Genomic DNA, 20,310 nt, shown 5'->3' on the forward strand with positions numbered 1-20,310 from the left:
CGCCGGGTTGCCGCACGGCGCGGAGGGTCCCGGCCCGGAGCCAGTGCCGGTTGATGCTGACCCGTCGGGCGACATTCGGGAGATCAACTCCCCGTCCGCTCAAGCAAACCGCCCCGGACGAGAGCCCGAGGCCGGTTAGGGCACGCAGAGGGCACGCCACCGGCAAATTGGCCTAGACAACAAAGAACCCCCGGGCCTCTGACCTGGGGGTTTCGCATGGAGCGGGTGACGAGAATCGAACTCGCGCTCTCAGCTTGGGAAGCTGAGGTGATCTGGGACCTGTCGTTGACCTGACCCGCGGTGGAAGGTGCTGGCGGCTGGTAGGCGGGTCCTCTGGTTTCCCCGGTATTCCCCGCGGTTCCCCGCACGTTCTGGCACGCGTCTGGCATGACCTCTTCGTCCCGAAGCAACTTGCCTGAGCGCTCGACCTGGGGCTGGTGTGCCTCTCACCTGCTGCGATGGTCCGCAGATGTGCGCGGTTGTCCGCTGCTGTCCGTCGGCGTTGTCACGCAGTTAGACACTCACCCTGCCGGGATCAAATCAGCCGGCGCAACTAACGAACAACGTCACCAGGCCCTACGCACCCTCGTTCGTGACTGCCGAGTCTGAAGAGCTTGGGATAGCTGAGGCACGCGCAGCAGAGACGATTTTCGGTCACGCACGTGACCGAGACCCGACGGTCAAGGTTGCGATGCGCCCTGTTCACCTGGGCTTACGCCGAGTGATGGAGGTCTGCGTTCCGACGGGCCGTGCTGTGGCGGCCGGAAGGATACACCAGGCGTATGACAGTCGTAGGGGGCCGCAGCTACCCTTGTAGATCGCAGGCTTGTGTTGTGACACCTGGGGGGAGTCCTATGCTGCATGGGCAGATGCTCTGCTATGGCGCTGCCGGTGGAGTGTTGGTGTCGTTGGGGACCCTCTATAAGCACTTGCAACTGCGGAACCAATGGCCCTGGAAAGTCAAGAACGGGCCGACGAAGTCGATGTACTTCACTGGTGAGGTCATACGGATCTTATTAGGCGCTGGCGTTGCATGGGGGCTTGCTGCAACGGATCAACTAGGCGTCTTTGGGGCAATAGTGGTTGGTGCGGGGGCACCTGCCATCCTTGACAAGTGGCAGCGAGCGGCGCCCGGGCTCGCGATGACTCAGCATGCGGCAGTAACGGAACCATCTCGGCCATCAGTAGAGAATGAGCCTGGCGTAACGAGAATGGTCGTAGGTCGTTCAACTGCTGAGGAAGGTGGCGTGTAGGTATGGGAACTCGCTTCTTAGACGCCCTGACCCACAGCGGTCCAGGGTATGAATTAGCTCAGGATGACGCTTGGACAGAACCGCGTGCGGGCGTCAGCCGATTCCTGGATGCGGTAACTCACAGCGGTCCGGGCTACACGCTGCCGTCCGTGGCAGAGGTGGCTGAAATCACCGAACTGAAGCGACGGAAGACGAAGGATTTAGACGGTGCACTGTTAGAGGGATTCGAGCAGTTCTTCTACGCTATAGGGAATCTGGAAGCTGCATCGCGGGTAGAGGATCCAGAGGAAAAAAAGAAGCACCGTGAAGCGGCCGTGGCATTCCTGCGTGCGTATCTGCAGTATGCAGATGGGTCACTGGACCTGGCACTGGAGGCGGCGCGAGAGGCTCTTGGCCCGCTCGACGTGCGATCGAGGCTAATGCTGTACCGGCTCGATCGCGTCCTGCGCAGGTTGAAGACCACTGTCAAAGGCCTCATCATCGCCTTAGAGAGGTCGGGGAAACCTAGGGAGCGGATAACGCACCAATCGCAAGTAGCCGTGAAGCGGGCAACCCGGTCCATGGAGGTTCTCTGTCACGCTGTAGCTCGGTAGGTGAGGAACTGCGTACGCGAAACTTTCAGTCGTAGGGGTGATCCAATAATTAAAGGATCGCCCCTACGAACTTTTATAAAGGCCTTCAGGAGTGGCGGAGTTCACGTCGAGGTTGGCGGAGTCTCAATGGGCGTGGCAAGCGCCGGCAACTGCGGTCAGTAGCCGGTCTACTGATCACCGGTCCCGCTGACCAGCGAGACAGAAGAAGCCCACGGCTCTGACCAGTCCAGATGCCGTGGGCTTCTGTCGTTGTCGGTCGGCGTTGGGTGCCCTCGCACGGCCCAGGGACGGCCCGGACATCGCATTGGGCCTCCGCTGTGGGCTGGGTCCGCTAGCATCCCGGCATCGAGGGGGCAGACATGGCACTGGGCCGTAAGGGAGCGCGGCGCATAGTCGTCGACGGCACGACCTACCGTTGGCGGCTGCGACGCAGGCCCACCTACAGTCAGGCCCTCTGCTGGTCGCCGTGTACTTACGCCGTGGAGCATGCGGATCATCCTGGGACGACTCTCGTCGTCACCACGAACCAGCCTCACACCGGGAACTGGCTCGGACACTCGGGTAATCCGGTACTGCCCTCCGATGTTGCCGACGCCATCCAGGCCGCCCTACGACAGGGTTGGGTTCCCACTCGTGCGGGCTCACCATTTCACCTCGGCCAGTCCGCCGGCTTCTCTTCCTCGTTCTGAACTGGCTTGGGGATGAGCATCGCTTCAAAGGTCACCTCATTTGCTTGGCGTCTTCGGAGAAGGAGTCCAGGATGGAAGATCCGATCGTTCTGGCCACGTGGGGATTGGTAGTTGCCACCCTTCTGCTGTTTGGTGCAGGTGTCATACCGGCCGTCGGGCAATTTCGCGAATGGCGTGACCGAAAAAAGTCTCTAGCGTCGGCTCTGTTGCCGGAACTGCACGGAACGCGCACGCAAGCTACTGATATCCGCGACACTCTCGTAAACCTGAAAGCGGACGCTCCGCTGAAGGAGATCGCACATCTTTATTATGGCGTTGAGCAGCTGTGTGAAAGGGTAGAAGGAATCCAGGGGCATGCGGGGTTGTCTATTGATCAGCGGCTTGAGTTGTATGTTCTAAGCTCACATCTCAACCTACTTGGCCTGCAGCTTTCTTTGATTGCGAGCGAAGACGAGGAACTCCGAAATATGGCCTTGAGTGAATCAAGCGTCGAAGGGCGGTTGCGTATCTCTGCGATAGCAGCGCAGGCAGCCCTTTTGTGTCTCGATAGAGTGGATCATCTTTTCATTGAAGTGAAGAAGAAATATGGAGGGCGGACGTTTACCGAAGAAATGATGGCCCGTGTTCAGGCAGACTCTGACAACGCAGAAAAGAGGCTGGTTGATGTGCGTCGCAAGATGCGCTCGGCCACGGATCGGATGTGAACCTGCGTTAGCCCGTTCACTTAGTCACGGGCTACTCACGCAGCCACTGACACAGGGGGGGGCTCGTGGTCGAATCAGGCGAAGGTGTCCTGGAAAGGCTCTCGCGACGCTTCAACAGGATCACGTTGAAGCTCGCCGCCAAGACCGGAGAAATCGAGTTGAAAGGAGGCCCGTGCCTAAGTATCCCTATTCAGGCAATGCAGGAGGGTGATTCTTCGCTGGAAGCAATCTCCTACTATTTCGACACCCGTACAGTTCAAGTGGTAACGAAGAGTGGGCATTCGTTTGAAGTTGACATGAGTGAGGGAGGCGACGCTTCGCCCGTCGATGGCAGGAAGGTGATCTATCTGGACCAATGTCATTGGAGCACGCTTGCCAAGCGATTGAATGGCGGGAACGTGGCCCCTTCGGAGGCCTCTGCGGCCGACAAATTCATTCACCTTGCCAAAAGTCGTGACCTGATCCTTCCTATGTCTGCGGGGCACTTCCTCGAAACCACCGCGACCTACGGAGAGAAGAGAGTCGGGCTGGCTTCAACGATTCTAAGCCTGTCGCGCGGGTGGAGGATGAGGTATCCCATACAGGTGCGAAAGGATGAGGTGCGTAGTCTCGTTTCAGCGAGAGCCCGAGAGGTTCCGTGGACGCCTCCCCCTATCTTTACCCTAGATGCGGCAGGAATGTTCGACGAGCGGCTACCGCAAGAGGGGGCTAATGGTTTCCCGGCAGAGGTTGCTCGATTGCTTGATCAGCTCACCTGTATAGCGGCAGATTACGACACCCTAATGGAGCCCTACCAGATTGAATCCGAGAAGATTGGAATCTGGGAGAGTACCTACACCAAGGTGATGAACGATCCAGAGTTTCGCTCACTTTCTAAGGCGAGGCGTAGGGGTGCGTCTCACGGCTTGGTCATATTGGATATGTCGACAGAAGTTGCACGAATATTCTCTGAGTTTGGCATAGCTGGAGATAAGGTGCCGGAATTTGCTCAGCACCTCCATGCCAACGTTCCATCGATGCCCTTTTGGGGCCTGTACGCCGACGCCCTGAATTTTAGGCTTTCGCAGGGGAACACTAAGTGGCAATCTAACGACCTGATAGACATGTTGTACCTATCCTGTGCTGCAGGTTATGCCGACCTAGTTGTCGCCGAGAGGGCTGCGACGAATTATCTCAATGCTGCGTGGGGAGATAGGGAGGGTAATTGTCCCGTCGTGAAGAATCTGGCGCAGGCAGCCGAGAGACTTTGATCTACATTCGACCCTGGTATTCCGCGCTGAGGTCGGCGGAACGGCTTTGGGCTGGAGCTGATTTGGCGCGAGTGATCATGGCCCATTACGCCGGCCCGCGGATCGGGCAGGTTTGTGAGCCTGCCCATTAGTGCCCGATTTTGGGCCATGATCTTCGAGGCTCGCGCCAAATTGGCTGCCTAAAGCCGTGGAGCCGACCGGCCTCAGCCACAGAGGGTTTTCTCTGCTCTGCCCGCTGCACGTAGCGCGCCGCCGGGCGCGGCCAGCCGGGGCGGAGACAGGAGGCAGGCCGCGCCGCAGAGGCGGCGCGCGCCCGCGCCGTGCGCGGGCCTTGAAGCAGTAGAGAAAGTTGTTACTCAGGCTTCGGCAGGGATGTGCCACAGGGGCGCGACGTACTGCTCCGGTCGGCTGTCGATGAGGAGTTGGCGAAGCTGGTCGCGTTGCGAGCCGCTGAGGTTCAGGGCCTCGGTGATGCGGCGGAACGTCGTGTGACTGACTCCGCGCCTGCGAACCTCCGCCTCGAACCGGTCGAGCTCGGCCAGGACTGCAGCAGGGTTCAACTCCACCTGAGGCTGTTCCTTCAGCCAGGCTGCCTTGTTGCGCTCATAGTCGATCTCCGAGTAACCGCAGACTTCGCGGCTGTACTGCTCGACCTGGTCGAGGCTCTCAGTCGGCATGATGGCGCGGGCCAGCTGGTTTCGGCTGACGGCGTCGTCAAGGTCGACTTCATGGACCCTCGGGCTCTCATCCGTGAGCGGCACGGGAACCCCCGAGTCACGGATCTCGCAGGTGCCTCGTACGCCCCGTGCCGTGGCCGCGAGCATCCCGGTTGCCTCTGACGGGTGCCACTCCAGGACAGAGCTGATCGGCTGCACATTGTTCGCGGTGAAGGTGTGGACGACGGGGCCGAGCATGCCGCGCAAGTTGTCGGGGGGCAGTTCGCCGTCCAACCCCGGGCCTGCGACCAGGAGCCGGATGGGGGCGTTCACCTGGCAGCACGCGGCGAGCGTGAGGGCGTCGGCGAGAGGGCTCTTGAGAGTCGGCTCATCGCCGCGAGCGAGGATGTCTCCGCCCACGTCGAGGAGATCGATCGACGCGGGCTCCAAGTGGTCTACCAGAGCTTCAAGTTGACGCGTGATGCCTTCGGCGCCCTGGTAGGGGTCGATCAGTGCGAAGGTGTGCGGGAGCTCCGCTGCCAGACGGGGGAGGGTGGAGCCTGCGGGAGCGATGGGGCGGGCGTCCGCCGGCACTGCTCGTACGGCCGGGATGATCTGCCCAAGGCCGGTGAAGTCGGCTGCTCCCCGTGGGCCCGGTAGCGGGTCGACCAGCAGGCGGTCCCACGCGTACGTGAGGATCACCGCCTGGTCCTCGTCGCCGTACAGGGCGGCGTGAAGCATTGCGGAGGCGACCGCGTCGCCCCCTCCTCCTGCTGCGACGATCAACCGCGTCATGCGCTCAGGGTACGGGGTCACGGATCGGCCATTCACCCTATAGTGGCCAGAGGCCATAGCCACTTGGACAAGGAGGGTGGATGCCTCAGATTGAGGAGGCTCAGCCGAAGTACCTCCAGATCGCGCACTACATCCGCGATCAGATCCTTCGGGGCGACCTGCGACCGGGAGACGAAGTTCCCTCGGAGCGGCAGCTCGCGGCTGACTGGAAGGTGTCCCGGCCTACGGCCGCGCGGTCGCTCGAAGCGTTGAGTCATCAGGGCCTGGTCGAGAAGCGGCAGGGTTCGGGCACGTACGTGCGGAGTCTGGAAGTCAATCGGCGTGCACGTGAGTTGTACGGACGGGCCCGGCAGACCGGGAAGATCTACACGGCCGGCGAGTACGCGGTGATCACGTCAGCCGGATGGTTGGAGGCGCCGGATCACGTTGCTGAGGCGCTGGGCCTGGGCAAGGACCGTCGAGCTGTGCACCGCCGGCGTGTGACGAACAACCAGAGCGGCCCGATCACCCTGTCTACCTCGTGGTTTGCTCCGGACGTCGGTCAGCGTGCTCCGAAGCTCCTGGACCCCGAGCGGATCCAGGAGGGGACGCTCATGTACGTCGAGACCATGACTGGGCGTCAAGGGAGCTACGCGGAGGACCGCATGTGCGCTCGGGCCGCTACAGATGAAGAAGCGACCGACCTCGCGCTGGCGCCAGGGTCCGCAGTCCTGATCGTTCATCACGTCGTCTTTGACTTGCAGGATCGGCCGCTGGAGTTCGCCGAAGCCACCTACCCTCCGCACCGCTGGGCCTTCGAGCAGGGCTATCCCCTCACCTGACAGTGCGACAGTTGCGTCGAAATGCTTGCACAGCCGAAGTGGCTAATGCCACTATCCACAAAGTGGCTAAGGCCACTTGGATGGAAGGGGCACGACGTGACGAGTCGGCGGCCGGATCAGGGTGCTCGCTTATGCCGGGGATGTCTGGGGCGTGGCTGGAAGAGCGTCAGTTCCCGTACGGCGCTGGCGCTCTCCGCGGCCAATGACCGAAGCCGTGCCACGTCGAAGCGGCGCTGCCTCGACTGCGACGGCAGCGGCAAGGAGTGAGCGCGGATGGCCTACATCATCGATCGCTACAGCGGCCAAGGCTCAGCACGGCTCGGAGCGATGACCCTGCAGCCGGCACCGGATTCCGTGCCACGGGCCCGACGCTGGTTCCGGAGGTTCATCGCTCCCCACAACCTGGCCTGTTCGGTGGATGACTGCACATTGATGATCTCGGAACTGGTCACGAACGCCATCCTCTACGGACGGTCGCACGAGGCTTGGATGGTCCGCGTGGAGTGGTACCGGGACGGAAGCTCGCTGCGGGTCGAGGTGCACAACCCCGGGTTTCCCGCGAGCGTACGCATGCGGCACCCAGAAGCGAACGATGCCCACGGGCGCGGACTGCTCCTGGTCGACTCCATCGCCGACTCCTGGCACTCGGGGCCCAGTCGCTTCGGTGGAACTGTGGTCTCCTTCGTGGTGGCCGATGCCTGGCCGTCCTGAGGGAGGAGTACCCCGCTTCTACTGGGGCAGGAGAAATGTCGCTAGTCTGGTTGACCAGTTGACTTGGCCAATACCGACAGGCGGCGTCCATGGCGTATGAAGTGGCGGCACCGAAGTACGTGCGCCTCGCGCAGACGATTCAGCGCCGTATTGAGGATGGCACCTACCCGCCCGGGACCCGGGTTCCGAGCGAGAACCAGCTGGTCCAGGCGTTCGGGATGTCCCGCCCCACGGTCGTCCGGGCGCTGGAGCTGCTGAAACGGGATGGCTGGCTGGAGTCCCGGCAGGGATACGGCACGATCGTCCGCGGCCGTCCGGAAGTCGTCGAACAGAAGGACCAGAGGGGTCGCGAGGCGCTGGAGCGCGACGAATCGCAGGCGCCCGGACGTCTGGTTCAGGTCAAGCGCGTGCCTGTTCCGGCTCGCGTTGCCTCGGCCCTCGGGCTGCCGAAGCGGGCCGACGTCCTCATGCGCCGTTTCCTTGTCGAAGAGGATGGCGAAGCGGCCTAGCTGGTCTCGTCCTACTTCCCCGCCGGCATGGTCGAGGGAACCGATCTGGAGCGCCCCGAGTCCCTGAGTGGCAGCGTCCGTGAACACCTGGAGACGCGGAAGAGAGTTCGCTTCGATCACGTTACGGAGCGAGTCTCGGCTCGACTGCCCAAAAGTGATGAAGTAGAGCTTCTGGATCTGTCGGACGGTGTTCCCGTCCTCAGTGTCCTGGTCGTCGCGTGTGACGCCTCGGGGCGGGCGTTGCAGGTCTCTGACGTGCTGCTTCCTGCCGATAGGCAGGAACTTGAAGCCGTCTACCGTCTGAACTGATGTGACGTTGCCCGATTGAAGAGCCAGAGCGCAATGATCCACGCAATCGGATAGACGGCCGCCGACCACGGTTGCGGCACCCAGTGCTGAGCTCCTACCACCAAAGCAGCGAGAGCGAGCCAGCTGAACAGCAGCCATGGCCGTTTGATCACTTCGCCGCCGATCGCGGCCAATCGGCTCCCAATGCTCTGTCTGCCCGGAGGCTCACTCGAGCGCACTGATCCCATGGCTGGACCTTAACCACTTGCGGTGCGCGTCGTCAGCACGCTTTTCACGCGATCCGCGGGACAGGGCCGAGGGAGCCCAGTCACAACTGACTAGGCCAGCCAGGGGAGTTCGCATCGTCAGTCACTTGACAAGTCGACAACCGTGCACATGCCTTCGTCTTCGGCCGCCAGCTCGACGTCCGCACGATCCGCTCCGCCGACTTCGACGACGGTCAGGAGCTGACCGAGCGCGCCGTAGCTTCGTACATCGCCAAGTACGCCACCAAGGGCGCCGAGACGGCGAACAGGCACCCTGGACCGACCGATCAGGTTCCTCGCCGAGCTGGCGCAGGCCAGGATCACCGAACACGCCCGGCGAATGATCCGCACCGCCTGGACCCTCGGCGCACGCCCCGAGCTGGCAGACCTCCGCTTGAGGGCCTGGGCTCACATGCTCGGCTTCCGCGGCCACTTCTCCACCAAGTCCCGCCGCTACTCAACCACCCTCGGCGCTCTCCGCGACGCCCGCGCCGAATGGCGCCGTGCCCAAGCGGTCTCAGCGGTCCCGAAGGAAGGCGAAACCACACTCGTTCTCGCCCACTGGGTGTTCGCCGGCACGGGTCTCAGCGCCGCTGAATCCTGGCTCACCGCGTCCCTCGAACCCGCCCCCGGAACGGAAGGACAGCCGACCACATGAACGACCGCTATCTCTCCGTGGACCAGGTCGCCGAACTGCTTGGAACGACTGCCCGTTTCCCCCGGCGGCTCATCGAGGAGCGGCGCATCCGGTACGTCAAGGTCGGCCGTCACGTCCGTATCCCGGCGAGCGCGGTCGAAGAGTTCATCACGTCCCACACGGTGGAGCCGCGCAGGCGACCCCGTGCTCGCTACGGGAGGGCTGCCTGATGGCCAACAGCAAGGGCAGGCGGCGCCGCTTCGGGGCGATCAGGCGGCTGCCTTCCGGCCGGTACCAGGCGCGCTATCCAGGCCCTGACGGCGTGATGCGTCCGGCTCCCCTCACCTTCGAGACGACGGCCGACGCGGATGACTGGCTCGCTGAAAAGCAGACCGAGATCCGCCGGGGCGAGTGGAGAGATCCCGAGGCCGGCGCGGTGAGCTTCCGGGCCTACGCCGACAAGTGGGTGGAGGAGCGCGAGTTGGCTCCGCTGACCCGGGACCTCTACCGCTATCTCCTCGACAAGCACCTGACCGCCTTCGCGGACTTGGACCTGGACGAGATCACCGCACCTCGCGTCCGTGAGTGGCGGGCCGAACGGCTGCGGGTCACAGGCGCCAAGACGATCACAGCCAAGGCGTACCGGCTCCTGAAAGCCATCATGGAAACCGCCGTCGACGACGAGCTGATTCAGCGCAACCCGTGCCGGATCAGGGGCGCCGGTAAGGAGAAGGCGGCCGAGCGGCGCATCGCCACCGTCGCCCAGGTCGACGCTCTTGCTACCGCCGTAGGGATGCGGTGGCGGCTGATGGTGTACCTCGGCGCCTACGGTCCGCTCCGGCCGGAAGAGCTGGCTGGCCTCCGGCGCAGGGACGTCGACGTCGACAACCTGCGCATCCGGGTCCGCCTCGCCGAGCCGGAGCGCATGAACGGGCGGCGCGTCCAGGGCGACACCAAGTCCGAGGCCGGAACCCGGACTGTGATTCTTCCCGCGTTCCTCCGTCGGGAGCTCCGTTGGCACCTGGAGAGCTACGCCGAGCCGGGGCCGGATGGGCTGATCTTCGTCGGCGAGAAAGGGGCTCCGTTCCGGCGCAGTACCTTCGGGCGCAAGTGGCGCAGGGCGCGGGAGATCGTCGGCATGCCCGAGGGCTTCCGTTTCTACGACCTCCGCCACACGGGGCACACGCTGTCCACACGGTCCGGTGCCACCCTCAAGGACACCATGGTCCGCGCCGGGCAGTCCTCCGAGAAGGCGGCCCTGATCTACCAGCACTCCGACGAGGAGCGCCAGGAAGAGGTCGCCGCCGGCCTCGACGCCACCGTCCGCAAGGCTCGCGCTGAGGCGGCCAAGAAGGCGGCCGAGAAGCCTTCTGGCACGAATCTGGCACGCGGCGAATGATCGCCGAGGACAGCAAAAAGGCCCGGGTCTCTGACCTGGGCCTTCATCATGGAGCGGGTGACGAGAATCGAACTCGCGCTCTCAGCTTGGGAAGCTGATGTTCTACCATTAAACTACACCCGCGTAAGACGCCGTGAAACACGGTGTCGGTGAACGCTCGCTCACTGTACCTCATGTCGGACCCCCGGTGTTGAAGCCGTGGGGTCCGAAGCCGTTCAAGGGGGTGGATGTGCCTGCGGAGGGCCGGAGTTGGGGCGTACGGTGGGGGTCCGGGAGAGGGGTCGTGCGCCGTCGGAGTGCCCCCTGGAGAGTCGTCTCTTTAGTCCCGTAATGTGGCTTTCGTCGTCCGTCACGCCAGTGAGACGAAGGCTCTTGGGGAAGGGACTCTGAGGACTTGATGGAGCGCACCGTCGTCCGTTGTGCCGAAGGGCACGTGTTCAGCACCGCTTCGTTCCCGATGCAGCAGGCCGAGCGCCTCGGCCCCGGCCGGCTCGTCCGGTGTCCACGCTGCGCCCGGCTCCGCAGTGCGGTGCCGGTGGCGCTGGAGAAGCGGTAGCGGTTTAGCGGTACGGGCGCGCGGGGTCGTCACGATTGTGGTGGCTCCGCGCGCCTTGCGTATTCTCGGGGGGTGCTTCTCTCAGACAAGGACATTCGGACCGAGATCGACAAGGGCCGGGTCGTGATCGATCCGTTCGATCCGACCATGGTGCAGCCCTCGAGCATCGACGTGCGGCTCGACCGCTACTTCCGGGTGTTCGAGAACCACAAGTACCCCCACATCGACCCCTCCATCGAGCAGGCCGACCTCACGCGGCTCGTCGAGCCCGAGGGCGACGAACCCTTCATCCTCCACCCCGGGGAGTTCGTCCTCGCCAGTACGTACGAGGTCATCACCCTGCCCGACGACCTCGCGTCGCGGCTGGAGGGAAAGAGTTCCCTCGGGCGGCTCGGGCTCGTCACCCACTCCACCGCCGGGTTCATCGACCCCGGCTTCTCCGGGCACGTGACCCTCGAGCTGTCCAATCTCGCGACCCTCCCCATCAAGCTCTGGCCGGGCATGAAGATCGGACAGCTGTGCATGTTCCGGCTCAGTTCGCCGTCCGAGTACCCGTACGGCAGCGAGCGGTACGGTTCGCGCTACCAGGGGCAGCGCGGGCCCACTCCCTCCCGCTCCTTCCTCAACTTCCATCGGACCCAGGTGTGAGCGAGACATGACCGAGATACGAGAGAACCTGACCTACGAGACGTTCGGCCGCGCCATCCGGGAGCTCGCCCAGACCATCGCCGATGACGGATACGAGCCCGACATAGTGCTCAGCATCGCGCGCGGCGGAGTGTTCGTCGCGGGCGGCCTGGCGTATGCGCTGGACTGCAAGAACATCCACCTGGTCAACGTCGAGTTCTACACGGGTGTGGGCACCACGCTGGAGATGCCCGTCATGCTCGCTCCCGTCCCGAACGCGATCGACTTCACCGACAAGAAGGTGCTGATCGCCGACGACGTGGCGGACACCGGCAAGACCCTGAAGCTGGTGCACGACTTCTGCCTGGAGACCGTCGCCGAGGTCCGCTCCGCGGTGATCTATGAGAAGTCCCACTCCCTCGTGAAGTGCGAGTACGTCTGGAAGCGGACGGATGAGTGGATCAACTTCCCGTGGTCCGTGTTGCCTCCATGCCGTAAGTCCGGCACGCCGATCACGCCGTCGAAAGACGCTCTCTGAGCCATTACGGCGGCCTGGTACGAACGTGATCGGGCCCCACGGCCCGGCGCTGTGCGCGGCCACAGCCTGGGGCGGCCTTGGCCTCCGCGACGGTGACAGTGGGTTGCGCGGAGGGCTCGGCGGCGGGGGCGACAACTGTTCACGTCGTAGCAGGAGTGGGGCCGGCTCGGTCTGGTGCGTCCCGGCCTCGGCGGCGGCGGTCCTGCGGAGCCGGCTGTTTCTGCGCTGTGGCTGAGGTCGGTGGGGACCTCACCCGGTTCACCCGAGCGCCACGCCCACTGCGAACCATGCGTGCCGACGCAGTTTCCTTGCGTAAGGGGGAGTTTCTCGGCACAGAGGAGGCTCCATGTCTCGCAGACGGAATGCATCGAACCTCGGCGCGCTGGCATTGACCCTGCTGACGACATCCGCACTGGTCGTGGCCGGTTCTGGCCTCGGCGGAGCATCGGCGGCCACAGGGGCGGCCCCGCCGACCTCCATATCCGACCTCGGCACCGATCCCCCCTCGCGGTCTGCCGCCCCGTTGCCCACGAAGGAATCCGACTGGAAGCCGATCGCAGCCGCGCTCGGTCGTACCGGCTCGTTGATGGGTGGGACCGTCTACCACGTCGCACTGGCCCGTACAGACCTCAAAGTCACCAGCAAGGGCGTGCCGATCAAGGCGGGTTTCGCGCTCGGCGGGTACGCGAACTTCGCCAAGTACCGCGACGGCGCCATGATGATGGGCGATCTTGTGGTCACCGAGGACGAACAGCCCAGGGTGACGGATGCCCTGCAGAAGGCCGGCATCGAGCAGACAGCGCTCCACAAACACCTCTTGCAGCAGTCTCCCGCCATCTGGTGGACCCACATCCACGGGATGGGCGATCCCGTCACCCTTGCCCGCGGCCTCAAGAAGGCCCTCGCGGCCACGAGCATCCCGGCCGCGTCGCCGACAAAGCCGAGCCCGCCGCGTATCGACCTGAATACCACCGCCATCGACAACGCCATGGGTCGCAAGGGCACCGCCGACGGAGGCGTCTACAAATACTCCATCCCCCGGCGGGAAACGGTCACCGACGGCGGGCACATCCTTCCCTCCGCCCTGGGCATCACCACCGCGGTCAACTTCCAGCCCCTGGGCAACAACAAGGCCGCCATCAACGGCGACTTCGTCATGACCGCCAACGAGGTGAACAAGGTGATCCGTGCCCTGCGGCGCGGCGGCATCGACATCGTCGAGCTGCACAATCACATGCTCAACGAGCAACCACGCCTGTTCTACCTACATTTCTGGGCCACCGGCGATGGCACACGCCTCGCCAAAGCCATCCGCCCGGCACTCGACGTAACCAACCTCGCCCGCGCGAACGCGTGAGGCCCTCCGGTTGGGGAGGGCCTCGATGGCGGTGGTGGCGTTCGCTCTAGAACGTCCCCAGCTTGATGATCGACAGGATTGCGATCAGCTGGATCGCCGACGCGCCCAGCGCCTTGGGCCAGGGCAGGTCGTGGGACTTGGAGACCATCAGGGTCAGCAGTGCGCCGGCCGCGATCCAGGTCGCCCAGCCCAGGAGTTGGACGAAGGACGCGTCGCCGCCGAAGAACATCGCGACGAACAGACGGGGGGCGTCCGTGAGCGACATGATCAGCATGGAGAGGCCGACCGTTGGCTGCCAGGCCCCGTCACCGCCGAGCTGGCGGGCGAGGGTGTGGGTGACCACGCCCAGGATGAAGGAGCTGATCACCATCGCGACCGCCGTCACCAGGACGATCGGCACCGCGTTGGAGAGCGTGGCGTTGATCGCGTCCTGGCGGGCGCCGTCGAAGCCGAAGACGGCGAGCAGGCCGTAGAGGAAGGTGACGATGAGGGCCGGGACCCACATCGTGTAGTCACGCATGCGCAGGAACGTCTGGGACGGGGACGTCACGATGCCCCGCAGCAGGTCCTTCCAGTGCAGCCGCGGCCCGATCGGCGGAGCGGCGGCCTGGCCCGCGCGATACGTCTCCCCCTCGTTGTAGGGGTCCTCGCCGAGGGAGAACGCCTGGGTGTGGCCCGGATTGTTGGCCGCGTACGGGTCCGGGGTGTGCGGGTGGCCCTGGCCGGCGTCGCCGAAGTACTCCGGCTCGCCGTGGTCCTGCGGCGGCTGCCACCGCTGCTGGCCACCGTAGGGCTGCGCCCCGCCGTACTGCTGCTGCGGCGCGGAGGGGTAGCCGTACGACGGGCCCTGCGGCGCCTGCTGTCCGTACGGGGAATGCTGCGGTCGCGCTTGAGGGGCGCGGTCCGGCCGGCCGCGCCCGTTCCTGAATCCAGCCACGTTCTCGAACGTACCTGGTCCCGGAGGGTGGCGTACCGGACCCGGGGCAATGGGGCGGCTTTGCTGCCGAGCTGTGACATCACCTAAGGGACCCTGAAGCGGAGAATCAGGGGAGTTTCGGTGACCTTTCGGGTTTGGCCGTGCGTCATCGGGCCGCCACCTCGCTCGTCGGGGGCGCCGATCACCCCGTTGTGGAAGAGCTGGATGGAGCGTGCCCCCGCCGGCCCGGGAGATGGACCGCGCGAGGCACGGGCCAACCGGAGAGGGCTATGTCAGCTGCTCGGCGTCCACCCGTGAGAACACCAGGTCGCTGGTGTCGGTGACCGGCCCGCGCCAGCGCACCGGTACAGCGGGGCTCCGCAGGGCGTGCGGATAGGTGTGGGGGCCGTACTCGTTGGTCAGCCGGTACAGGTGGAAGCCGTGCTGCCGCAGCGGGTCGATGATCTCTTCGACTCGGCGGCCCTGACTGCTCAGCCTTTGCGGACACACCTCGATCACGAGTTCCGCATCGGGCCGGAGGTCGCCGAGCGCCGGGCTCAGCCCCTGGACCACGGAGGCTTCGGCACCCTCGACATCGATCTTGACGATCCTCGCGCTGCGCAGTTCGTCGTAGGTCAGGATCGCCGGAAGGGGCTGAGCGGTCATCTCGAAGGTCGACTGGGGCGATCTCGCCGGGGGGACGATGCTGGTCGCGCCGAGGTTCGTGGATTGCTCGAGATAAAAGGTGAGGCTTTCCGTGGTGTGGGAGACCGCGGTGTTCACGCTCCGGACATTAGGGCATTCATTGGCGCTCAGATTTCCCCTGAGGGCCGCATGGAACTCAGGGGACGCCTCGATGGCGACGACCCGCCCGGTGGGCCCGACCTGACGGGACGCGAGCACCGTGAAGTAGCCGATGTTGGCCCCCACATCGACGAAGGTGTCCCCGGGCCGCAGCCTTCCCTGGATCCAGGAAGTGAGGTTCGGTTCCCACACTCCGAAGAGATACAGGTACCTCTGGATGACGTCGTGGGTGTTGACGGAGAACACGGCCCCGAAACGGGTCTCCGCGGTAGCGGAGACCGGGCGGTCCCGGAGGTCCCTGCTCAAGGCCCGTACCATCACGTCGTTCAGCCACTGCGTCGCGGAATGGCGCCCGCCGACGGATTCGGGCGACTTGCGCACGTGACTGTAGAGCACGCTGCGGAGCCTGGGGGGAAGAGGGGGAAGCGGAGTAATCACTGACGTCTCCCCACTACGGAGATTTTCGGACGGGACCGCCACTCGGAGGGAACGTAGCCGATGCGGATCGGAAGTTACGGAAGCACGCCGAACCAGTAGGGAAATCAAAACACGTCCTTTAAGGACTCTGGAAATCACCTGCCCCGAAAACACACTCATGCGTGGGCAATCATGAACTGCTGGGAGTGGGCGACCAGTTCCCGCGTCCCGATGCGGTGGTCCTTCCAGTCGCGCAGGAGGTCGACCACACCACGGAAGCTCTCCTGAAGAGTGCCGATTCTGTGGGTCACGGTCCGGGCCCGGAGTGGGTCGGTCGCCCTCTCCATCTCTTCGAGGATCAGGTCCCGGGTTGCCCCCGACCTGAGAGCCGGCCGCTGCCCGGTCGCGCTCAGCCAGAAGTCGTCGCACTTGGTCGCGTAGGCGAGCGGGACGGTGGGCACACCGCAGGCCACGGCTGCGACCACGCCGTGCAGGCGTTCCGAGACGAGCAGTGAACACTCCGCGATGGCCCGCATCATCGCCGAGACGTCTCCGTCGAACGCGACGACGGGCGCGGTGAGGCGGGAAGCCAGCGCCTGGGACGTGGCGGCGTCATGGCCGGAAAGTTGCAGCACCCGGACGCCGTGGTTCGGGTGCTGCGACACATAAGCGCTGACGGCCTCCGCGACCGCCGGGATGTCGAACCGGCTCGTCGGAGATGCGCCGAGGCACACCCCGAGCACGGGCCGGGGCACGGGGGGCGGCCTCAGCGGTGCGTAAACCGGGTACAGCAGGGCCGGATCGCCGATGACGGGCGTGTTGTGCCAGTGCCGTGCGCACTCTTCCTGGGTCATCGGTCCCCGGACGCCGAAGAGGGCGACGTTGCGCATGCCGCGCCAGGCCGCCCAGTCGGCGGCCTGCAGGCTCAGGGCGAACCGGTCGTACGAGGCGGCGGCACCTGCGCCGGCGATCACCAGGGCGTGCGTGCCGAAGCACGTCATGGCCAGGCGGGTGCGCCTGGCCCAGTCCGCGAATCCGATCGTCGTACCGCCTCCCAGCAGCAGGATGCGTTCGGTGTCCATCCGCCGCACCAAGTCCACCGCGAACCGGGGGGTCGCCGCGACGAAGTCCCGTCGGCCCGCGGGAGCGGAGACGGCAAGTGGGTCGGCGAGGGCCGATTGCCATGTCCGGTGCATCAAGTCGTCGCCGAAGTTCTTGAAGCCTTGCCAGCCCAGGTAGATGACCTGGCGCCGTTTGCGCACGGTGTCGTCCCTTCCTAGTCGAGGTGATGAGGGTGGGATGGGCCCACCGGGACGTGCGGCGGGGGCGCCGTGGCCTGCGCGGCCTTCGGCTTCAGTCCGCGGCGGGCAAGGAGCAGGGAGGGCACGAAGACCACGACGGTCTGGGTGACGACCGTTGCCCACAGCGGTCCGGCAACGCCGATGCGGGTGACCGCGGCGATGGAGGCGGCGACGTTCAGCACGGCCATGGCCGCTCCGAGCCACAACTGGGGGCGCACCACGCCCATTCCCATGAGCAGCACCTTGACGGCGTCGTTCGTGCACATGATGAGGGAGAAACAGGCGAGCGCCACGAGGAGACCAGCGGAGGGCGCGAGGGTCCCCTCGCCCATCCACAGGCGCAGGAGCACGGGAAGGGCGAAGGCCAGTGCGCCGGCGATCAGCGCCGCCGCGACCGCCGTCGTCATCAGCGACCGGGCGTACGCCGCTCGCATCCACGCGTGGTCCTCCCGCGCCCACGCCTCCCGGTAGGCGGCCCACAGCGGGGTGAGGAACATCGACGACATCCCGTGGACGATGACGAACGCCTTGAACGGCAGCGCATACTCCGGCACACGGGAAACACCCAGGTAGTGCCCGATGACGAACGTGTCCGACTGGAACGCCACCACGTTGATGCCGCCCAGCAGCAGCAACTGCAGTCCCTCGGTCCCCAGCCGGCGCGCGGTACGCCGGTCGGCGTCCGCCAGCCGGGGACGCGGGCCGTGGGCCGCCCGCCCCAGCAACAAGAACGTCAGCGCTCCGTCAGCGAGGACGCACGTCACCAGGTATACGGCGAGAAACCAGCCGAGGCCCCGCGTGGCCGAGGCCACCCCCCACAGCCCCGCCGTCTGGACCACCGCCGCCAACGACGCGTACAGCGCCACCACATGACCACGCTGGAACGCCTGGTACACCCGACGGGCGACCAGCAGGGGCAGGCTCACCGCTACGCCGGCGGCGACCGCGAACACCATCAGGCGCACCCGCGTCGCCGGCACCTGCCCGCCCACGCCGAGCATCCGGTCCCAGTCGACCGCGAAGGCCACGATCCCCGAACACACCAGCACCAGCACCGCGATCGCGACCAGCGACACCAGCGCGGTCGCCACCACCCGACGCAACGCCCGGGCATCCTTCCGCCCCCGTGCCTCCGACACCAGCGCCATCACTGCGGAGCCGAGACCGAAGTCCAGCGCTCCCCGCACCGCCAGCGAAGCGGCCGTCAGGTTCAGCCACAGTCCGAACTCCGCCGTACCCACACGGTGCGCGATGATCGGGACTCCGATCAGGCCCGCCAGCAGCGAGATGCCCTGCGCGGCCGCCGTGGCCAGACCGCTGGTCAGAATCCCCCGCCAACGCCCCGACCGCACACTCGGCCCCGGTCCCCCGTCCGCCTCGACCAGCGCCGACCACACCGAGGACGAAGCACTCAACGACCGCTCCCGAACGGACGCAGGCGGAATGTGCTCCCTGTCCGGAAACGGGCTTCAGTACCTTGGGCGGCTTTCTCCCGACCTCGTGACCGCCATGAGAGCGACAATCCCTTCACCTCCTGAGGCAGGGCATACGGAAGACGTTATCAATAGAGAAAGCAATTCGACGGCGTGCATCTGCGTGAAATTTTCCGCTGATTTTCCAGAGGCGACCGAAACCCCCGTCCTTAAATATGCTGATCAGGTGGCCGGCGAAATCCGCTGAATGATCTCGACACGCTGTTCGGCGTTGAATGATGACGGCATCTTCCGGCCGCCAGAATGTACGCCATGGTTCCAGTGCGGATGGAAACGGGAGTGCGGATGCTTCGCCGGAATGCGTCCGAATTCGGGCGCCCGGCCACCAACGAGTTGTCATCTTCTTTCCCGCAGACCACGGCGGTGGACTGCCACGGAAGGTGGCTGGCCGGAAGCCTGGTTGCCGCCGCCCTGATGGCCGGGGGCCGCTGGATCTCCCATGTGCCGATCGGATCCGTCTACATCGGCGACGTCCTGTTGGCCGCCTCGGTTCTGCACGCTGTCTTCTCCGCGGTGACGCGGAAGGCGGCCGGCCGGACCTACGGCCCCGGCGTGCTGCTGACGCTGGTGGTCCTGTACGCGGTCTTCCGACTGTTCGGCGCCGAGGGGGACATGCGGACGGCGGCCCGGGACGCCGCCCCGTTCATCTACGGCTGTGTCGCCTACCTGTCCGCGGGTGCATACCAGCGGGCCGGTGAGGAAACCAGGAAGCGCACGGTTCGGCTGCTGCACGGCGCCCTCGTGGCCCACTTGGCCTGGGTGGCCGCAGCGGTGATGGCGGGAGACGTCATCCGGGCCATGCCGGCGCTGGACGCGGAGACGCGGATCTTCGAACTGCGGCCCGACTTCGACGCCGCGATGCTGGGCGTTCTCGGCGGACTGTCGATCCTGCGGATGCGCGCGGGAAAGGCAGGGCTGAACGCGGTGGTGGCGGGGGCCGCGCTGGTGCTGACCCTGGCGATGCATTCCCGGGCCGGACTTCTGGCCTGCCTTGCCTGTGTGGTGGCCGCTTTCGTGCTCAGGCCGAGAGAGACCGGGCGCAGACCGCTGCGCAGTGCACTGCTGGGATGCGCCGTCGTCCTCGGGGTGCTGGTGCTGCTCCCGGGCAGTCCCGCGGGCCAGCGCCTCGTTGCGACGACGGGCAGCGCGTCGACGTCCCAGAAGGCGGCGCTCAGCGCCGAGGGGACCACCCGGGCGCGGCTGATCTCATGGCACAGGTTGATCGACTACACGCTCGACGATCCCGGCCGGACGGTGATCGGTGTCGGTTTCGGAACGGATTTCCTGCGTCTGTCCGACGCCGACCTGCCCCTCGGGCGGGGGATGGGAGTGCGTTCTCCGCACAACTACCTCCTGACCTGTTTCGCGCGGCTCGGCCTGGTCGGTCTCTCCATGGTCACCGCCCTCCTGGTGGCCATCCTGGGCGCGGCGGCCCGTACTCTGCGATCCCGCAGGCCCGACGAACTGACATCGTTGTGCGTATTTCTGGTGATTTCCATTCTCATTGTCTCGTTGATGGGAGTGGTGCTGGAGTCGCCCTTCGGCGCGGCACCGTTCTTCTGGGCGAGTGGTGTGCTGTTGGGAATGCAGCGGCTCCAACGGGCGCAGCGCAGAAAAAACCAACGATTGCCGGGCCCGCGCCGGAACAGTGGCGGGAAAACCGTGTCCCGCAGCGCTCATCCATGGGGGTGAGATAACGGCGGGCCGTGTGACATATGCCTGGAATTCCG

Annotated in this window: 18 protein-coding genes, 2 tRNA genes and 2 pseudogenes; 15 read left to right on the forward strand and 7 right to left on the reverse strand. The window is 65.3% G+C overall.

What is annotated here, in order from left to right; genetic code table 11:
* Positions 1-217: 217 nt before the first annotated feature.
* Positions 218-299, reverse strand: a tRNA-Gly gene (locus ACWDEX_RS30990).
* Between the two features lie 1,103 nt (positions 300-1,402).
* Between ACWDEX_RS30990 and ACWDEX_RS30995 the strand changes: the two genes are divergently transcribed.
* The 4 genes from ACWDEX_RS30995 to ACWDEX_RS31010 all read left to right on the forward strand — a co-directional run bounded on the left by ACWDEX_RS30995 (position 1,403) and on the right by ACWDEX_RS31010 (position 4,489).
* Positions 1,403-1,846, forward strand: a complete 444-nt coding sequence (locus ACWDEX_RS30995; protein WP_450467783.1) for a hypothetical protein — start codon at positions 1,403-1,405, stop codon at positions 1,844-1,846.
* A 359-nt stretch (positions 1,847-2,205) separates the two neighbouring features.
* Positions 2,206-2,535, forward strand: coding sequence for a hypothetical protein (locus tag ACWDEX_RS31000; protein ID WP_450467784.1), 330 nt, complete (start codon positions 2,206-2,208; stop codon positions 2,533-2,535).
* A 71-nt stretch (positions 2,536-2,606) separates the two neighbouring features.
* Entirely contained in the window at positions 2,607-3,239 is a 633-nt protein-coding gene (locus ACWDEX_RS31005) for a hypothetical protein (RefSeq protein WP_450467785.1), read from the forward strand.
* A gap of 65 nt (positions 3,240-3,304) precedes the next feature.
* A complete protein-coding gene (locus ACWDEX_RS31010; protein WP_450467786.1) occupies positions 3,305-4,489 on the forward strand; it encodes a hypothetical protein in 1,185 nt (394 codons plus the stop codon).
* A 356-nt stretch (positions 4,490-4,845) separates the two neighbouring features.
* Here ACWDEX_RS31010 and ACWDEX_RS31015 read toward each other — a convergent pair whose 3' ends face one another.
* Positions 4,846-5,940, reverse strand: coding sequence for a DUF1152 domain-containing protein (locus ACWDEX_RS31015; protein ID WP_450467787.1), 1,095 nt, complete (start codon positions 5,938-5,940; stop codon positions 4,846-4,848).
* A gap of 80 nt (positions 5,941-6,020) precedes the next feature.
* Between ACWDEX_RS31015 and ACWDEX_RS31020 the strand changes: the two genes are divergently transcribed.
* From ACWDEX_RS31020 to ACWDEX_RS31045, 6 genes and pseudogenes are all read left to right on the forward strand, one after another.
* Complete coding sequence (locus ACWDEX_RS31020; protein ID WP_450467788.1) at positions 6,021-6,761, forward strand: GntR family transcriptional regulator; 741 nt, start codon at positions 6,021-6,023, stop codon at positions 6,759-6,761.
* Positions 6,762-7,034: 273 nt separating this feature from the next.
* Positions 7,035-7,472: an ATP-binding protein gene (locus tag ACWDEX_RS31025; RefSeq protein ID WP_450467789.1), complete on the forward strand. Its 438-nt coding sequence runs from the start codon at positions 7,035-7,037 to the stop codon at positions 7,470-7,472.
* Between the two features lie 89 nt (positions 7,473-7,561).
* A pseudogene (locus tag ACWDEX_RS31030) lies at positions 7,562-8,290 on the forward strand (GntR family transcriptional regulator).
* A gap of 359 nt (positions 8,291-8,649) precedes the next feature.
* Positions 8,650-9,193 (forward strand): annotated as a pseudogene (locus ACWDEX_RS31035) (replication initiator); the annotation flags it as partial.
* Entirely contained in the window at positions 9,190-9,402 is a 213-nt protein-coding gene (locus ACWDEX_RS31040) for an excisionase family DNA-binding protein (protein WP_058916388.1), read from the forward strand. The pseudogene ACWDEX_RS31035 and the gene ACWDEX_RS31040, both read left to right, overlap by 4 nt.
* Complete coding sequence (locus tag ACWDEX_RS31045; RefSeq protein WP_450467790.1) at positions 9,402-10,571, forward strand: tyrosine-type recombinase/integrase; 1,170 nt, start codon at positions 9,402-9,404, stop codon at positions 10,569-10,571. The genes ACWDEX_RS31040 and ACWDEX_RS31045 overlap by 1 nt, the downstream gene beginning before the upstream one ends.
* Before the next feature lie 49 nt (positions 10,572-10,620).
* Here ACWDEX_RS31045 and ACWDEX_RS31050 read toward each other — a convergent pair.
* Positions 10,621-10,694, reverse strand: a tRNA-Gly gene (locus ACWDEX_RS31050).
* Positions 10,695-10,965: 271 nt separating this feature from the next.
* Here ACWDEX_RS31050 and ACWDEX_RS31055 point away from each other — a divergent pair.
* From ACWDEX_RS31055 to ACWDEX_RS31070, 4 genes are all read left to right on the forward strand, one after another.
* On the forward strand, positions 10,966-11,127 hold the full coding sequence (locus tag ACWDEX_RS31055; RefSeq protein ID WP_310781403.1) for a hypothetical protein: 162 nt from the start codon (positions 10,966-10,968) through the stop codon (positions 11,125-11,127).
* Between the two features lie 72 nt (positions 11,128-11,199).
* The gene (gene dcd / locus ACWDEX_RS31060; protein WP_450467791.1) at positions 11,200-11,775 is read left to right on the forward strand and encodes a dCTP deaminase; all 576 of its coding nucleotides are present in this window, start codon (positions 11,200-11,202) and stop codon (positions 11,773-11,775) included.
* A gap of 7 nt (positions 11,776-11,782) precedes the next feature.
* On the forward strand, positions 11,783-12,292 hold the full coding sequence (locus ACWDEX_RS31065; RefSeq protein ID WP_450467792.1) for a phosphoribosyltransferase: 510 nt from the start codon (positions 11,783-11,785) through the stop codon (positions 12,290-12,292).
* A 346-nt stretch (positions 12,293-12,638) separates the two neighbouring features.
* Positions 12,639-13,649, forward strand: coding sequence for a DUF1259 domain-containing protein (locus ACWDEX_RS31070; RefSeq protein WP_450467793.1), 1,011 nt, complete (start codon positions 12,639-12,641; stop codon positions 13,647-13,649).
* 46 nt (positions 13,650-13,695) lie between these two features.
* Here ACWDEX_RS31070 and ACWDEX_RS31075 read toward each other — a convergent pair whose 3' ends face one another.
* The 4 genes from ACWDEX_RS31075 to ACWDEX_RS31090 form a co-directional block, all read right to left on the reverse strand.
* The gene (locus tag ACWDEX_RS31075; RefSeq protein WP_450467794.1) at positions 13,696-14,586 is read right to left on the reverse strand and encodes a YIP1 family protein; all 891 of its coding nucleotides are present in this window, start codon (positions 14,584-14,586) and stop codon (positions 13,696-13,698) included.
* Positions 14,587-14,853: 267 nt separating this feature from the next.
* Entirely contained in the window at positions 14,854-15,765 is a 912-nt protein-coding gene (locus ACWDEX_RS31080; protein ID WP_450467795.1) for an FkbM family methyltransferase, read from the reverse strand.
* A gap of 197 nt (positions 15,766-15,962) precedes the next feature.
* The gene (locus tag ACWDEX_RS31085; protein WP_450467796.1) at positions 15,963-17,048 is read right to left on the reverse strand and encodes a polysaccharide pyruvyl transferase family protein; all 1,086 of its coding nucleotides are present in this window, start codon (positions 17,046-17,048) and stop codon (positions 15,963-15,965) included.
* A 14-nt stretch (positions 17,049-17,062) separates the two neighbouring features.
* Positions 17,063-18,502: a lipopolysaccharide biosynthesis protein gene (locus ACWDEX_RS31090; protein WP_450467797.1), complete on the reverse strand. Its 1,440-nt coding sequence runs from the start codon at positions 18,500-18,502 to the stop codon at positions 17,063-17,065.
* 363 nt (positions 18,503-18,865) lie between these two features.
* Between ACWDEX_RS31090 and ACWDEX_RS31095 the strand changes: the two genes are divergently transcribed.
* A complete protein-coding gene (locus ACWDEX_RS31095) occupies positions 18,866-20,272 on the forward strand; it encodes an O-antigen ligase family protein (protein WP_450467798.1) in 1,407 nt (468 codons plus the stop codon).
* Positions 20,273-20,310 lie beyond the last annotated feature (38 nt).

The sequence above is a fragment of the Streptomyces sp. NPDC001020 genome (assembly GCF_053599115.1).

What these genes read in the sequence shown, in the direction of transcription:
- ACWDEX_RS31045 (WP_450467790.1), top strand. Translation starts at nt 9,402, where the DNA reads ATGGCCAACAGCAAGGGCAGGCGGCGCCGCTTCGGGGCGATCAGGCGG.
- ACWDEX_RS31095 (WP_450467798.1), top strand. Translation starts at nt 18,866, where the DNA reads ATGCTTCGCCGGAATGCGTCCGAATTCGGGCGCCCGGCCACCAACGAG.
- ACWDEX_RS31065 (WP_450467792.1), top strand. Translation starts at nt 11,783, where the DNA reads ATGACCGAGATACGAGAGAACCTGACCTACGAGACGTTCGGCCGCGCC.
- ACWDEX_RS31040 (WP_058916388.1), top strand. Translation starts at nt 9,190, where the DNA reads ATGAACGACCGCTATCTCTCCGTGGACCAGGTCGCCGAACTGCTTGGA.
- ACWDEX_RS31015 (WP_450467787.1), bottom strand. Translation starts at nt 5,940, where the DNA reads ATGACGCGGTTGATCGTCGCAGCAGGAGGAGGGGGCGACGCGGTCGCC.
- ACWDEX_RS31025 (WP_450467789.1), top strand. Translation starts at nt 7,035, where the DNA reads ATGGCCTACATCATCGATCGCTACAGCGGCCAAGGCTCAGCACGGCTC.
- ACWDEX_RS31000 (WP_450467784.1), top strand. Translation starts at nt 2,206, where the DNA reads ATGGCACTGGGCCGTAAGGGAGCGCGGCGCATAGTCGTCGACGGCACG.
- ACWDEX_RS31020 (WP_450467788.1), top strand. Translation starts at nt 6,021, where the DNA reads ATGCCTCAGATTGAGGAGGCTCAGCCGAAGTACCTCCAGATCGCGCAC.
- ACWDEX_RS31070 (WP_450467793.1), top strand. Translation starts at nt 12,639, where the DNA reads ATGTCTCGCAGACGGAATGCATCGAACCTCGGCGCGCTGGCATTGACC.
- ACWDEX_RS31005 (WP_450467785.1), top strand. Translation starts at nt 2,607, where the DNA reads ATGGAAGATCCGATCGTTCTGGCCACGTGGGGATTGGTAGTTGCCACC.